Annotated in this window: 14 protein-coding genes and 2 riboswitches; of the genes, 11 read left to right on the top strand and 3 right to left on the bottom strand. The window is 53.6% G+C overall.

Annotated features, from left to right (window positions below; genetic code table 11):
- Positions 1 to 5 precede the first annotated feature (5 nt).
- The 3 genes from NSQ80_RS00610 to NSQ80_RS00600 all read left to right on the top strand — a co-directional run bounded on the left by NSQ80_RS00610 (position 6) and on the right by NSQ80_RS00600 (position 3,875).
- Entirely contained in the window at positions 6 to 704 is a 699-nt protein-coding gene (locus NSQ80_RS00610; RefSeq protein WP_009226811.1) for a DNA-3-methyladenine glycosylase, read from the top strand.
- 457 nt (positions 705 to 1,161) lie between these two features.
- Positions 1,162 to 1,536, top strand: a complete 375-nt coding sequence (locus tag NSQ80_RS00605) for a metalloregulator ArsR/SmtB family transcription factor (RefSeq protein ID WP_009226810.1) — start codon at positions 1,162 to 1,164, stop codon at positions 1,534 to 1,536.
- Entirely contained in the window at positions 1,533 to 3,875 is a 2,343-nt protein-coding gene (locus tag NSQ80_RS00600) for a heavy metal translocating P-type ATPase (protein ID WP_339300904.1), read from the top strand. The genes NSQ80_RS00605 and NSQ80_RS00600 overlap by 4 nt, the downstream gene beginning before the upstream one ends.
- A 77-nt stretch (positions 3,876 to 3,952) precedes the next feature.
- Here the strand turns inward: NSQ80_RS00600 and NSQ80_RS00595 are convergent, their stop codons facing one another.
- Positions 3,953 to 4,465, bottom strand: coding sequence for a YwhD family protein (locus tag NSQ80_RS00595; protein WP_009226807.1), 513 nt, complete (start codon positions 4,463 to 4,465; stop codon positions 3,953 to 3,955).
- A gap of 191 nt (positions 4,466 to 4,656) precedes the next feature.
- Here NSQ80_RS00595 and NSQ80_RS00590 point away from each other — a divergent pair, with 191 nt between their 5' ends.
- The 6 genes from NSQ80_RS00590 (at position 4,657) to NSQ80_RS00565 (ending at position 10,618) form a co-directional block, all read left to right on the top strand.
- Positions 4,657 to 6,657 carry a M1 family metallopeptidase gene (locus NSQ80_RS00590; RefSeq protein WP_339300901.1) on the top strand — a complete coding sequence of 667 codons (2,001 nt, stop codon included), beginning with the start codon at positions 4,657 to 4,659 and terminating at the stop codon, positions 6,655 to 6,657.
- 34 nt (positions 6,658 to 6,691) lie between these two features.
- On the top strand, positions 6,692 to 7,522 hold the full coding sequence (locus tag NSQ80_RS00585) for a hypothetical protein (protein ID WP_009226805.1): 831 nt from the start codon (positions 6,692 to 6,694) through the stop codon (positions 7,520 to 7,522).
- Positions 7,523 to 7,743: 221 nt separating this feature from the next.
- A riboswitch (cyclic di-AMP (ydaO/yuaA leader) is annotated at positions 7,744 to 7,880 on the top strand.
- A gap of 4 nt (positions 7,881 to 7,884) precedes the next feature.
- Positions 7,885 to 8,376: a C40 family peptidase gene (locus tag NSQ80_RS00580; RefSeq protein ID WP_009226804.1), complete on the top strand. Its 492-nt coding sequence runs from the start codon at positions 7,885 to 7,887 to the stop codon at positions 8,374 to 8,376.
- A 255-nt stretch (positions 8,377 to 8,631) separates the two neighbouring features.
- A riboswitch (cyclic di-AMP (ydaO/yuaA leader) is annotated at positions 8,632 to 8,828 on the top strand.
- Positions 8,829 to 8,832: 4 nt separating this feature from the next.
- Positions 8,833 to 9,324, top strand: coding sequence for a C40 family peptidase (locus NSQ80_RS00575; protein WP_009226803.1), 492 nt, complete (start codon positions 8,833 to 8,835; stop codon positions 9,322 to 9,324).
- Positions 9,325 to 9,596: 272 nt separating this feature from the next.
- A complete protein-coding gene (locus NSQ80_RS00570) occupies positions 9,597 to 10,094 on the top strand; it encodes a GNAT family N-acetyltransferase (RefSeq protein ID WP_009226802.1) in 498 nt (165 codons plus the stop codon).
- Positions 10,095 to 10,258: 164 nt separating this feature from the next.
- Positions 10,259 to 10,618 (top strand): cytochrome c, encoded by a 360-nt coding sequence (locus NSQ80_RS00565; RefSeq protein ID WP_009226801.1) that lies wholly within the window; start codon positions 10,259 to 10,261, stop codon positions 10,616 to 10,618.
- Positions 10,619 to 10,704: 86 nt separating this feature from the next.
- On the opposite strand, the gene NSQ80_RS00560 is transcribed toward NSQ80_RS00565, so the two are convergent.
- Both NSQ80_RS00560 and NSQ80_RS00555 read right to left on the bottom strand, forming a co-directional pair.
- Positions 10,705 to 11,004, bottom strand: coding sequence for a 4a-hydroxytetrahydrobiopterin dehydratase (locus NSQ80_RS00560; protein WP_016314635.1), 300 nt, complete (start codon positions 11,002 to 11,004; stop codon positions 10,705 to 10,707).
- A 170-nt stretch (positions 11,005 to 11,174) separates the two neighbouring features.
- On the bottom strand, positions 11,175 to 11,468 hold the full coding sequence (locus NSQ80_RS00555) for a hypothetical protein (RefSeq protein WP_028539084.1): 294 nt from the start codon (positions 11,466 to 11,468) through the stop codon (positions 11,175 to 11,177).
- Positions 11,469 to 11,655: 187 nt separating this feature from the next.
- Between NSQ80_RS00555 and motA the strand changes: the two genes are divergently transcribed.
- Together motA and motB are read left to right on the top strand one after the other, a co-directional pair.
- Positions 11,656 to 12,459 (top strand): flagellar motor stator protein MotA, encoded by an 804-nt coding sequence (gene motA / locus NSQ80_RS00550; RefSeq protein WP_016314637.1) that lies wholly within the window; start codon positions 11,656 to 11,658, stop codon positions 12,457 to 12,459.
- Positions 12,443 to 13,252, top strand: a complete 810-nt coding sequence (motB, locus tag NSQ80_RS00545) for a flagellar motor protein MotB (RefSeq protein WP_260071160.1) — start codon at positions 12,443 to 12,445, stop codon at positions 13,250 to 13,252. Before motA ends, motB begins: the two co-directional genes overlap by 17 nt.
- Positions 13,253 to 13,283: the final 31 nt, after the last annotated feature.

Genomic DNA, 13,283 nt, shown 5'->3' with positions numbered 1-13,283 from the left:
TATCGATGGACCCTATCTTGAAACTAATCAAACCGGGGGCGCCGTTGCCCCCGGCTTTTTATCGATTGACGGCCCTTGAGGCCGCCCCCCGTCTGCTCGGACAGACGCTTGTCCGCCGTACGGAAGAAGGCGACATTCGCTGCCGCATTGTGGAGACGGAAAGCTACGGCGGCATTCATGACAAAGGCAGTCATGCCTACGGAGGACGACGTACAGCGCGGACGGACATCATGTTTGGCCCCGGCGGAACGGCCTACGTCTATCTGATTTACGGCATGTATAACTGCCTGAACGTCGTAACTGGCACGGAGGGTGACCCGCAAGCCGTGCTGATCCGTGCCGTCGAGCCCTTGTCCCCGGCAGATGAAGCGGCGATGCGCCGCTATCGCGGTACGGCCGCCCGCAAGCCGGCGGACCTATCGGGCGGTCCCGGCAAGCTGTGCCGCGCACTGGACATCAGCAAAGCGCTGAACGGCTTGCCGCTCGATCAGCCCGGCGGACCGCTTTGGCTCGAAGGCGGGTCGATGTCGGAGGGATCGGGAGCCGGTGAGGCGATCGTCCAGGCGCCACGCATCGGCATCGCGTATGCGGAGGAGTATGCGGCGAAGCCGTGGCGGTTTTATTTTCACGGCAACCCCTATGTGTCGGTCATCGACAAGCAGGCCGAGGTTTGGTCAGGAGACGCTATCGCTACCGACACCTAGGTCGTCCGTCCGATCCTTTTTGACCATTATCCCGTTGCATCAGGAAGAGACGAAGCTGTTTGGCTGCTTGTTTGCGATGCCCGGATGTTCGCTTCGATGAAGTCAGCGATCGCCTTAATATAGTCCGCCTCACTCACGATGCAGCCCTCCTCACTTTGGGATCGATTGATATAGGTCCGCACTCGTTCCTATTTTAAAGTCCGATCACTCCGCTCAATTACAAGGTCTCTTTAGAAGGTCTCCTCAGAAGGTTACCTTCTAAGCTCTCCTTCCCCGATCCCCTTCTGAACAAAAGGGATAATCCCGTAAAGAGGCGCGAAAAGAACCATATAGGGGCAGAAAAGCCCCTGAATTCGTTGCCGTAACATTCAAAAGAATCTTTGAATATTCTATAAGATCGCTTATACTTAAACTATATCATTCAAACGTTGATTTGAATAAAGGAGGTCGACGATCCATGGCCGATTCGGTAGAGACCGCAGATGTGTGCGAGCAGACCTGCACCGAAACCACCCGCATGAACGGGCTCCGGGATAGTCTGGAGGAGCGGGACGTGAACGGAATGGTCCAGATTTTTAAGGCATTATCCGATCCGAACCGGGTGAAGATCGCTTATTATTTGCAGCACCAGGAGCTATGCGTCTGCGATATCGCCGATTTACTCGACGTCTCCGTGGCGACGGCTTCCCATCACCTGCGCCAGCTGAAGGCACTCCATATCGCCAAATCGCGCAAAGAAGGCAAGAACGTCTACTATTCGTTAAGCGACCATCATATTCAGACGCTGGTGGCCATGACGCTGGAGCATCAGAAGGAGCGGATGAACGAATGAATCCGACTGTGGAAAAAAATCAAACGCCCGGTGAGAACCGTCGCATAGAGTATCGTGTTCAAGGGTTGTCCTGCGCGAATTGTGCCAGGGAGATGCAGGAGGAAATCCAGCGCCTGGATCACGGGAAGGATGCCTCTCTTCTATATAATAGCGGGCGCCTGCTCATCGATCCCGCTGTGGATTTGAAGCAGGTGGAGCGGATTTTGAAAAGGGACGGAGCAACCTTAGTCTTACCGGGTCCCAGCTCCGCTGACGGAACGGCGGCTGCGGCTGCCTCGGAAGCAGTCTCCCAGAAGGCCACAGAACCTGGAAACAACAGTGAACCGCAAGAACATGAAAGCCGCCTGGGACTATGGCTGCTGGTGATTTCCGCCGTGATCTACGGGGGGACGTTTGTGCTCGACATGCCAAATGCCGTACAGATTGCATGTTACCTGGCTGCCATTGTTCTCAGCGGGTACACCACGTTCCTGCGCGGTTTGCGTAACCTGCTCCGATTGAAATTCAACATGGATACGCTCATGACCGTAGCCTTAACCGGTGCGGTGATCATCGGGGAATGGAAGGAGGCGACGCTGGTCGCGATATTGTTTGGTCTGAACGAGCTGCTGGAGGGCTATGGCATGAGCCGCGCCCGCCGCTCGCTGTCAGCGCTGCTGGATGCCGCTCCAAAGGAAGCGATCGTTGTTCAGGATGGACGGGAATCGATCGTCCCGATCGCGCGGCTGAAAGCAAACGATATCGTTCTCGTCCGAGCCGGGGAAAAGATCCCTTCGGACGGCACGGTCCTGGAAGGGACGAGCGCCGTCAACGAAGCAGCCATTACCGGCGAATCGATTCCGGTCACGAAACAGCCCGGAATGCCGGTATTCGGCGGCAGCATCAATTCCGAAGGTCTGCTTCAAGTCCGGATCGATAAACCATACGAAGACTCATCCCTGGCCAAAATCATGCATCTTGTGCAGGAGGCGCAGGATAAGAAGACGCCAACCGAACTGTTTATTGATCGGTTCGCCAAGTGGTATACGCCGGCCATCATGATTCTGGCGGCGCTTGTGGTGCTGGCTCCGCCGCTGCTGTTCGGGCAGCCGTGGATGAAATGGATCTATGAAGGCTTAGCCATCCTGATCGTTGGCTGCCCTTGCGCCCTTGTGCTATCCTCGCCGATCCCGTTGGTCAGCGGGATGACCCGATGTGCGCGGCTCGGCGTGCTCGTCAAGGGCGGCGTGCATCTGGAGCAGCTCGGGAAGTTGGACGCGATCGCGTTCGATAAGACCGGCACCCTGACGAAGGGGCAACCGGAGGTGCAGCGCGAGATCGCGTATGTGCCGCAGCGGTTTTACTCGGTAGCCGCCGCTCTGGAGCGCGGCTCCCTGCACCCGCTGGCCGCTGCGGTGGTGCGCTACGTTGCCGCCCGCGCCGGCGGCAACAGTGACGATCGCGGCGACGTGGCCTGCCGCTGCGAAACATCGAGCAGCGGGCAATGCAGCAACGCTCACGGAGCTCGCGCCGATGGCTCCCAGCGCCGCAACGGCTGGGCGCAGCCCGCCGGGCTCGTGACCTTGCCCGGCGTTGGCGTGAGCGCCGAGGTCGATGGCGTTCGCTGCTTCGTCGGCAGCGAAGCGCTGCTCGCGCAGCTCTCCCTCGGCGGCGAGGAGCGGGCGCGCGTTACCGAAGACCTCGCGCGCCTGAAGGCGGAGGGCCTCACCGTGGTGCTCGCCGCGGAATCCACGCGCGTGTTGGGCCTGTTCGGCCTCGCTGATGAACTCCGTCCGGAAGCCCCGGACGTCGTCCGCGCCTTGCACCGCGCCGGAGTCGCCCGCACCGTCATGCTGACGGGCGACCACGCCGCGGCAGCCCAAGCGATCGCTGACCGCAGCGGTGTCAGCGAATGGCATGCCGGCCTGCTGCCGGAGCAGAAGGTCGCGCACATCCAGGCGCTGGCCGGCCGCGGGACGGTGGCGATGGTCGGCGACGGGATCAACGACGCTCCGGCCTTGGCCGCAGCCGACCTCGGGATCGCCATGGGCCAAGGCACGGACAGCGCCGTAGAGACCGCCGACATCGTGCTGATGCAGGATCATCTTGGCCATCTCCCCCGCGCCATCCGCATCGCCCGGCGGGCCGGCCGGATCGTCGCCTGGAATATCGGCCTCTCCCTTGCGCTTAAGCTGATGGCCCTGCTGCTGACGATCCCCGGCTGGCTCACGCTGTGGGTGGCCGTCATGTCCGATATGGGGGCGACCATCCTCGTGACGCTGTTTGGACTGACGATTTTACTGGGCAAGGACCCGCAAACAGCGGATTCGCCGAAGGTTCAGGTCATCCCCTATCGCTAGCATCCATTTGCAAATCAAAGCGCCCCTCCGGGATCCAACCGGATAGGGGCGCTTCTCTTTTGCCTCGTCTATTCAGTTTACGCGTCCAATGCCGCCTTCAGCTCTTCCGGCGAGCGGTCCCACCATTCCGCGTTGGTCTCGATCAGCAGCTGCTTCAACCCGGCCTTCTGCTCTTTGCTCAACCCGTCCAAAATCACTCTGCGTTTTAACGCATAATCCATTTTGTTGACATGGTCAGCAAGAATTTTCCAGCCTCGGCGCGCTTCAGTATCAATCAACATCTCGCAAGCCGTCATTCCACCGTAGAACTGGCCTTCCGGCCCGCGGTCTACCGCAACCCAAACGATCCAGACCTGGCGGCCATTCGGAACGTCCTCACGGTTGGTCGAAAATTTGATGCCTTTCTCCACCTTGCTTTTGGCGTGCATGGCTCCGATGTCAATGTACACCTCATCGCCGTCGATGATGACCGGGGACATGCTGTTCAAATCGATGGAACCCGCGCCAAAGCCTTTATGTTTGCTCTTCTCATCATTACTGATAATGTTGAGGGCAAAAATCTTTTTACCCGATTTCGGTGTCTGATCCATAATTCCCTCCATATTCCTGCGTGCCTGCCGCCTCCGTTCCCATTAAACAAAAGCGGCTTATATAGTTATCCTTACATTTCAATCCAAGTTCAAAAAATGGCTTTTTAACTACCTCTCAATTTTAACTAATAATCTTCCAAATGCAAACATATACATGCTGTAGATGCTTGTCAACGGGAGGTATCCATTGTATGACCCGACGTACTATTGTCTACGGCATTTCCATCCTTGCCTTGTGCCTCACCCTCGGAGCCGCCTGGGTGACCCTGCGGGGAGGGGGGGATTCGCTGGCTTCGTTCGTACCGGCCAAGGCGGGGCCTAAAGCGGTCCAAAAAACCGGACAAACCCCTGCACCGCCGCAAACTGAAACCATTCAGCAACCGACCGCCGAAGTGCTCAGCAATCGGGTCGCCGAATACCACATCGACGTCACGCTGAACGAGCAGGAAGGTACGTTAACCGGCTCGGAGACGCTGACCTGGACCCATCCCGGCAAGAAAACGATCAACGAGGTGTACTTGCACTTATATCCTAACGCGTTTGCTTCCGAGGATACGACTTTTATGAAGGAATCGGGCGGAAAACTGCGGAACGACGTCATGCCCAAAGACGGCTGGGGATCCATGGAGATCACCGAGCTGAAAACGACCGACGGCATCTCCTTGCTGCATCGGATTCAGTACGTTCAGCCTGACGACGGCAATACGAAGGATAAAACTTTAGCCAAGGTGCGGCTGCCCGTGCCGGTCCAGGGCGGCGAAAGCCTGACGCTGCGGATGAAATTTACCGTCAAGCTGCCTAAGATTTTTGCCCGCATGGGCGTGGCCGACGATTTCGTCATGGCAGGGCAATGGTTTCCTAAGATTAGCGTGTACGAGCCGGTGGGTACCCGGGGGCGGACGTCCGAAGGCTGGAACCTCCATCAGTATCACGGAAACTCGGAATTTTACTCCGACTTTGGGATTTATAGCGTAAGGATCAACGTGCCCGAAACGTACACCATGGCAGCCACCGGTTTTCAGACCAAAAAGGCGGTCTTGAAGGACGGACGGAAAACCTTGCAATTCTACGCCGACGACGTCCACGATTTCGCTTGGGCGGCTTCGCCGAACTTCATCTATGTAGAAGAGCCGTTCTCCTCTGCCGAAGTTCCCGGCGTGCGGATCAAGCTGTATCTCGATCCTGCACATAAGGATCTGAAGGAACGTTACTTCTATGCCGCCAAGGTAGCTCTGGCGAACTACAGTAAGTGGTATGGACGATACCCGTATTCCACGCTGTCCGTTGTGGTTCCACCGGCGAACGCAAACGGTGCGGGAGGTATGGAATATCCAACCTTGGTCACCGCGTTTGGAGCCGTCAGCGATTCCCCCGGATACGACGATCTGGAGCGCACGGTCATCCATGAAATCGCCCATCAGTTCTTCTACGGGATGATCGCCAACAATGAATTCGAGGAAGCTTGGCTGGATGAAGCTTTTGCCTCTTATGCAGAGGATAAGCTCATGGAGCAGGAGTTCGGAATCACCCCGAATTTGCCGATCCAGTCCGCCATGATTACCTCGCCGGCTTCCTTGACCCAGAACGCCTGGAAATACGGCTCCGGGGACGGTTATGCCAAGAATGCGTACTACCGAGGCAAGTTAATCCTGCTTGACATCGAGCGGCAGGTCGGCAGCAAGACGATGAAGCGGATTCTGAGCACGTACAGCCAGAAGTACCGGTTTAAGCACCCAACGACCGCCGACTTCCAACGGGTGGTTGAGCAAGTGACCAGCCGCAGCTGGAAAGAGTATTTTCAGCAATACGTCTATGACGGGAAAATGGCGGATTTTGCAGTGGAAAAAATTCAGATCACTCCGATCAGCCAAGAAGGCGGCCGGATTTACGAGTCGAACGTAGTCTTTACCCGCAAAGGGGCAACCCACCCGAAGGTTCCGCTGCTGTTTACCTTCACCGATGGTCACACCGTACGCAAGCAATGGAACGGGGAAGATACTCGCCTCGAGATCAAGATGCAATATAAAGCACCGCTGGCATGGGTTCAGATCGATCCGGATTACACCTTAACGGTGGAGAACCTTCACATCAACAACTATCTGAAAGCGGAAGTCCCTGAAACCACGCTGTCCCGCTCCAATATGAGCGTCACCAAGCTGCTTGAAGCGATCCTTGGGGGACTTCTGTGGTAAACCTAGGTCCATACTTCTATAAGGAGGGAAAGAAATGAGTTTCGTTCGTTTGGGGTGGACTGCCCTGAAAAGCCAATTTCCCTCGGTCATCATCTTGTTTCTGTACCAGCTGCTGTGGGGATTGTTCTTGTACCGGTTGGTCGATACCGCGGTAATGGCGCTGCTGCAACGATATCCTGACCCGCCGCCCACTGCGCTGTCGAAACTACTGTTCTTGCTTGAGGGACAAATGAATTTATGGAGCAATCCCGAGGTTCGGCTGTATTGCTGGCTGCTGGCAGGGATGGTCGTCCTGCGCATGATCTTGACTCCGTTGATCCAAGCCGGAATCTTCTACGGCTTCACACCGGCCGATCACCGCAGCCCGGGGTTCCCCCTGTTCCGAGGGATGAAGGAATTTGGCAAACCGGTGATTCTGTTTTACGCGATGGAGCTCGTGCTTACCTTGCTGCCCGCCTTCTGGATTGTACCGAGGCTGCTGTCGCTCTGGCCGGGACTCACCGGGATGGAAATCCCGATGGCAACCTGGCTCACCGGGCTTGGTCTGATTCTTGGCTGGTTCATCTACGGCTGGTTCATCCGGCAGTGCCTGTTATTTGTCCAGTTCGGCTACCTGTTTAAGGCCGGGGTTTGGAATTCCCTGCTGGTTTGCTTCCGAACCCTCTTGCAGGGCATCTCCATCTCGTTGATTCTCGGGGCTTTTGGCCTGATCCTCTTCCTTCTGTTCGGAACCGCATCTTGGGTTTGGACGGGGATGCTGGCCCTGATCCTGCAGCAGGCTTATCCCCTCTTCCGCTGCACGTTTAAGGTCTGGAAGATCGCCTCTCAATTTCATCTTTGGCAGTCAAAGGCACAAAAAAGTTAAAATTTTTTAACTCCTCAAAAACCCCGTAACAACAAGGCCTTCGCCGTTTGGCGAAGGCCTTCAGTCCTATTTCCCCTCTTAATCTTGTGAATTAGGCATTGCCAAAAGATACCTGACTTTGTTACAATAACAGCAACGCAATTTCAGTAACAGTTTTGTAATTATTTTTGTCATCTTTGGCAGGAGATTGGTGCCGGATGTCAAATAAGAAATGTCAGGTGTGAAAAACAAAGCCGAATTCCCTTCACCAGGGAAACGGGGGAACCACTTTGGGTGAATTGATCTCGCTTTAGAGGGATCATAGGGAACCTTCAACCGAATCCTTAAGCTAACCTCGTAGGCATTGGAAGGAGCATAACTTCTTGAAGAAGCGTTTGACGGTAGCAGCAGTAAGTTTTGCCATGCTTTTCACCATTGGAACTGGCAGCGTTTTCGCCGATTCCAAACTGGACAGCGTCATCGGCGGCGCGCTCGGAAGCAGCTATGTTGCGGGCGGAACCACAACCGACGGGTTCGACTGTTCTGGATTTACGATGTACGTCTTCTCGAAGATCGGCATCAAGCTGCCTCACCAATCCGCATCCCAATACAAAATGGGAACTGCGGTTGACAAGAGCGAATTGATCGAGGGCGATTTGGTCTTCTTTAATACTTCCGGTAAAGGCGTTTCTCATGTCGGCATCTACGTCGGCGACGGCAAATTTGCTCATGCCTCCTCCTCCAAAGGTGTAGTCATCAGCAAATTAAGCGAGAAGTATTACGTCGAGCGTTACGTTGGAGCGAAACGGATCATGAGCAACGACAAGTATGAAGATGTGACCGGTGAAATTGCTGAACACGATGATGTTCAATAAGAACTCGCTACGAAGCCCGTGGGGATGTTGATAACAACGTCTCTGCGGGTTTTTTCCTTGTCTTCCCTTCTCCCTAGCCCCAGTCCCTTAGGAACCATTACCCACGAATCGCCTCGCGAAAACAGGCCAATAGAAGCGTTTTTTTTCGACAAACTTGTCAACTCTGGACGCCTTTGGTAAAATGAACAACGTAAATGGTAACAACTTTGTAATTATTGTTGTAACTGTTTCTGTGCAAGATCTTGGGTGCAATCTACAATGAAACTGCCGAATTCCCACGCACCCGGGAAGCGGGGGACCCACCATAGGGTGAATTGATTTTCGCTATAAAGGTAACAGCTCCCAAACTAATAACTACCATTTCAATCAAGGTTACTTACCTCTATAGCAAATCATAGGGAACCTTCAACCGAATCCATAAGCTAACCTCGTAGGCCTTGGAAGGAGTAAGACATCTTGAGAAAGACTTTGACAGCAGCGGTAACGAGTTTAGCCCTCCTATTTACCTTGGGGGCAGGTAGCGCCTTTGCCGACTCCGCAAAAGCCGAGACAACGACGCTATCCAGTATCGTCGATTCCGTGTACGGGACGCCTTATAAATTCGGAGGCACCACGACAGCGGGATTTGATTGCTCCGGATTTACCCGGTACGTCTTCAGCAAGATGGGCATCAAGCTGGCGCGTGTGTCCGCCGCCCAGTATAAGCAAGGCACACCGGTACCCAAGAGCGAGCTTCAAGCTGGGGATCTCGTCTTCTTCAAGACGACGGGGACGGGCAAAGTATCCCATGTCGGTGTTTACATCGGCAACGGTGAATTCGCTCACGCGTCCTCATCCAAGGGCATCCGGATCGACAAGTTAAGCAATAGTTATTACCAGAACCGCTACGTTGGCGCGAAGCGAGTTCTCAGTAAATACGGTTATTCCGTCTACGCTGCGGAATCGTAATCCATTGATCTATCGGTTTCATCCTGTTCATCATCACTTACTCGCCGCAGGCCGGGTTCCTGTTAGAACCGCCTTGCGGTCTTTTTTTATCTGCACCCTTATCTATATAACGAAACAGCCCGGAAAAAGGTTGCCACAAAGCTAAAAATCCCGCGCAAATCTCACAATTTCCCGAAGGGGGGGCAAAAACCTTTACAAGCTGCGTAATTCCGGCTATTGTGAGGATAATGGAACAATTACGACGGACTTTCCTTTAACAAAGGAGGGGCAATATGGACCAATCGATGTCTCCGTTTCGTATCGTGCCGATGGAAGAAGCCCATGGCGCGGAAATTTGCACCTGGCGTTACGATTCTCCTTACGACATCTACAGCTGGCTGCCTTGGGAGCAAATGAAAGCGCTCGACGTGGAGTTTGGGAACCCGGCGATCCGCGCCGAACAGTATGTCTCCGTGTTGAATGCAAAGGGCGAGCTTGCCGGCTTCGCACAGTACTTCCCGATGGAAGGAGTCACCCGGCTTGGCATCGGCATGAAGCCCGAGCTATGCGGCCATGGGCTGGGCAAGCAGTTTGTGAGGACCATCGTGGAGGAAGCCCGGCGCCGTAAGCCGGAAAACCAGATTGACCTTGAAGTGCTGACCTGGAACACCCGGGCGATCCGGGCCTACCAGAAGGCTGGGTTTGTCATCACGGATCTGTACGAGAAGATGACGCCTGGCGGGGTGTCCAAACCGTTTTATTGCATGGTTCATAAGGGGCTGCCTGAATAAAGGCACGCCCCTTTTTATGTCCTGTTTTGATTAAGACTATGACTTATGGCACACAATTTAATGAAAACGGATCATTTTTGTTCCTAATTTGGACACAAAGACTATGATCAACCCGCGTGTTCCGTTATAATGGATAGGTAGCATACATAGGAGGGGCGATTGAAATGCAAAAGTGGATCATGAGCGGTTTGTTCGTCATCGCAGGCGCTTTAGCCCTAGTATTGATGTTCACCTTGCCAAGCCGGGAAGAGGCTGAGCAAGAAGCCAAGCCGCAAATGCCTGAAATCACCATGAACGCAGAACAAGCCGAAGCCATCGTCAAAGCAAATTGCATCTCCTGCCACGGTGATACATTGCAAGGCGGAGCGGGCCCAAATCTGCAGAAGATCGGCTCGGAATTGACGGCAGAACAACTGTATTCCATCATCACTAAAGGGAAGGGCGGCATGATGCCTTCTTTTAAGGATCGCTTAAAGGAAGAGGAAATTGCGAACGTCGCCATGTGGCTTGCGGAGAAAAAATAAAAGCACGAAAAAGCACGACCGCCGGGAATTTACGTTCCCGGCGGTCGTTTTGTTACCCCTATAGTTTCGATCATGCTCTGATTTGGTTAATCCCCTGACCGCATCTTTTCGTAGGCCTCGTTATATTGCTGCGCCTCCTTGATGTCGACGGCCGTAATGCCGCCTTCCTCCCAAGAGGTCAAACGGAGCGTTACCGTTTTATAGTCGATCGTGATAAAGGGATGGTGGTTAAATGCTTCCGAGATCGCTGCTACCTCATCAACAAATGCGATTCCCTTCATAAAGTTGGAAAACGTATATTTACGAAAAATCCATCGTCCTTCCTCTAGTTCCCATCCTTCCAGTTTTTCCAAATGCGCTTCTACTTCTTGCGGTGTAAACGGCATTATTCTTCCTCCCGTTCTCTTCAAGAACTCCTGTATATGTAAGTTTCCTCGTCACGCACCAGGATCTGAAGTTTGATTTGTCCTAGCTTCGTCTCCAACTATTGTATTCTCAAACCCCTGCCTTCATGCTTATCGCCATTGGACGGTACAGCGGCAGCAACAGTATCCGGTCATATCAAGGATACGGAGGTCAATTCGGAATCCCCAATCAGGATATTGATGCGATGTCCTTCGGGATCATAGATCACGATCGCACTGCCTACCTCAATCATCGGCTCCGAGCCCAACCCAAAGAATAAATCCTCCGCCAGAGCTTCAAGCACCTCGCCTCGATCCGTATCCGATAACCCTTCCCATTCCGAGGGCTCCATTTCGAAGAAAAGATAGCTATCTTGAATCCGGCCAACCGCGTTCGTCAAATCAGCCAAAATAAATTCATAATCCCTGCCGTGTTTTACGCCCACTGCGATATCCTCCCTTTCGGCCTTCTCCATTCTGACCGTAATCTTATTATACCGGAAAAAACCACTTAAAAAAAAAGGGAAATCTGTCGATAAAATAGTTAATCGTTTCAGACTGGTGTGTCAGTCTCTTCCGCAAGGACGCGGAAGGGCAAGTTGGTATCAATTTCTCTCAAGGACGAGGTGTACAATGGAATTTTCAACAATTATTGGTTTGATTCTCGGATTAATCGCCCTGATTTTAGGGATGTTCCTGAAAGGCGCACCCGTAGAAAGCTTGGTTCAGAACCCTGCGGCCTTCGTCATCATCTTTGTCGGAACGGCGGCAACGCTGTTTATGGGCTTCCCGTTATCGGAGTTGAAGAAGTTTCCGACCTTGATCAAAATGACGATCGTCAAACCGAAAATGATCAGCAAAGCGGAGTTGATCACCCTGTTTACGGAATGGGCGACCATTACCCGCCGCGAAGGCTTGCTGGCGCTAGAAGCGAAGGTCGAAGAGATCAACGACGATTTTCTGCGCGGCGGCATGCGGATGATCATCGACGGTAACGATCAGGAATTCGTTCAGGATGTCCTGACCGAGGATATCGCCGCTACGGAAGAACGGCACAAAGCCGGCGCCTTGATGTTCTCCCAGGCGGGGATGTACGCCCCAACGCTCGGGGTACTCGGTGCGGTGGTTGGTTTGATCGCCGCATTGTCCGACATGAGCGATATGGAGATTCTGGCTCATGCGATTTCGGGTGCATTTATCGCGACGGTATTCGGTATTTTCACCGGTTATGTTCTTTGGCACCCAATCGCCAATAAACTGAAGCGTCTCTCGAAGAAAGAGATGGAGATCCGGTTGATGATGGTGGAAGGCCTGCTGTCCATCCAATCGGGTGTGTCTACGATTGCTATTCAACAGAAGCTTGCCGTGTTCTTAACCCCTGCGGAACGTGCGGAAATCTTTGAAAAGGGGGCCGGTGATGGTGAGCAAAAAGAATAAAAAACACCAAGATCACGAGGAACATGCCGACGAGAGCTGGCTGCTCCCTTATTCTGACCTGATGACGCTGATGTTGGCGTTGTTTATCGTCCTTTATGGGATGAGCACGGTTGATGCTCTGAAATTCCAAGAGATGAGCGAAGCATTTAAGAGCGTGCTGACCGGAGGCACCAGTGTCCTCGATCAAAACGCCATGATCAGCAACAACAAGACTTCGCTCAGCGAAATCGAGACGCCAAAATCCACCCAGGATGGCTTAATGACGAAGAAGAACGAGCTGAAGCGTCAAGAACAGCAGAACCTGGAAGCTTTGAAGAAGCAGCTAGACACCTATATCAAGGAAAATGGATTAACGGATGACCTGGAAACGAAACTCAATCAATCCCAGCTGATGATCACGATTAGCGACAAGGCGCTTTTCGCTTCAGGAGAAGCCGTGGTGAAACCGGAAGCTCGTCAGTTAGCTAAGGCGATCTCCAACATGCTTCAGCAATTTCCGGATTATGAGGTTATCGTATCCGGCCATACCGACAACGTACCGATCTCAACCTATGAATTCCCGTCCAACTGGGATTTAAGCTCGGTGCGGGCGTTGAATTTTATGAAGATACTCCTGCTTAACACGAACTTGGATCCGAAGAAGTTTAGTGCCATCGGATATGGGGAATATCACCCTGTTGCCAGCAACGATACGGCTGCGGGCCGCGCACAGAACCGCAGGGTCGAAGTCTCGATCATCCGCAAGTACGTGGATAGCACCGAGCAGCTTGGCGTAACGGCTGCCCACGAATAAAGAAATAAGGACAGGCGCCTTTCGAGGCAAG

The organism is Paenibacillus sp. FSL K6-2441 (assembly GCF_037964765.1).
In the GTDB taxonomy this organism is placed as follows: domain Bacteria; phylum Bacillota; class Bacilli; order Paenibacillales; family Paenibacillaceae; genus Fontibacillus; species Fontibacillus phoenicis.
This window is presented reverse-complemented; position numbering and strand designations above follow the sequence as displayed.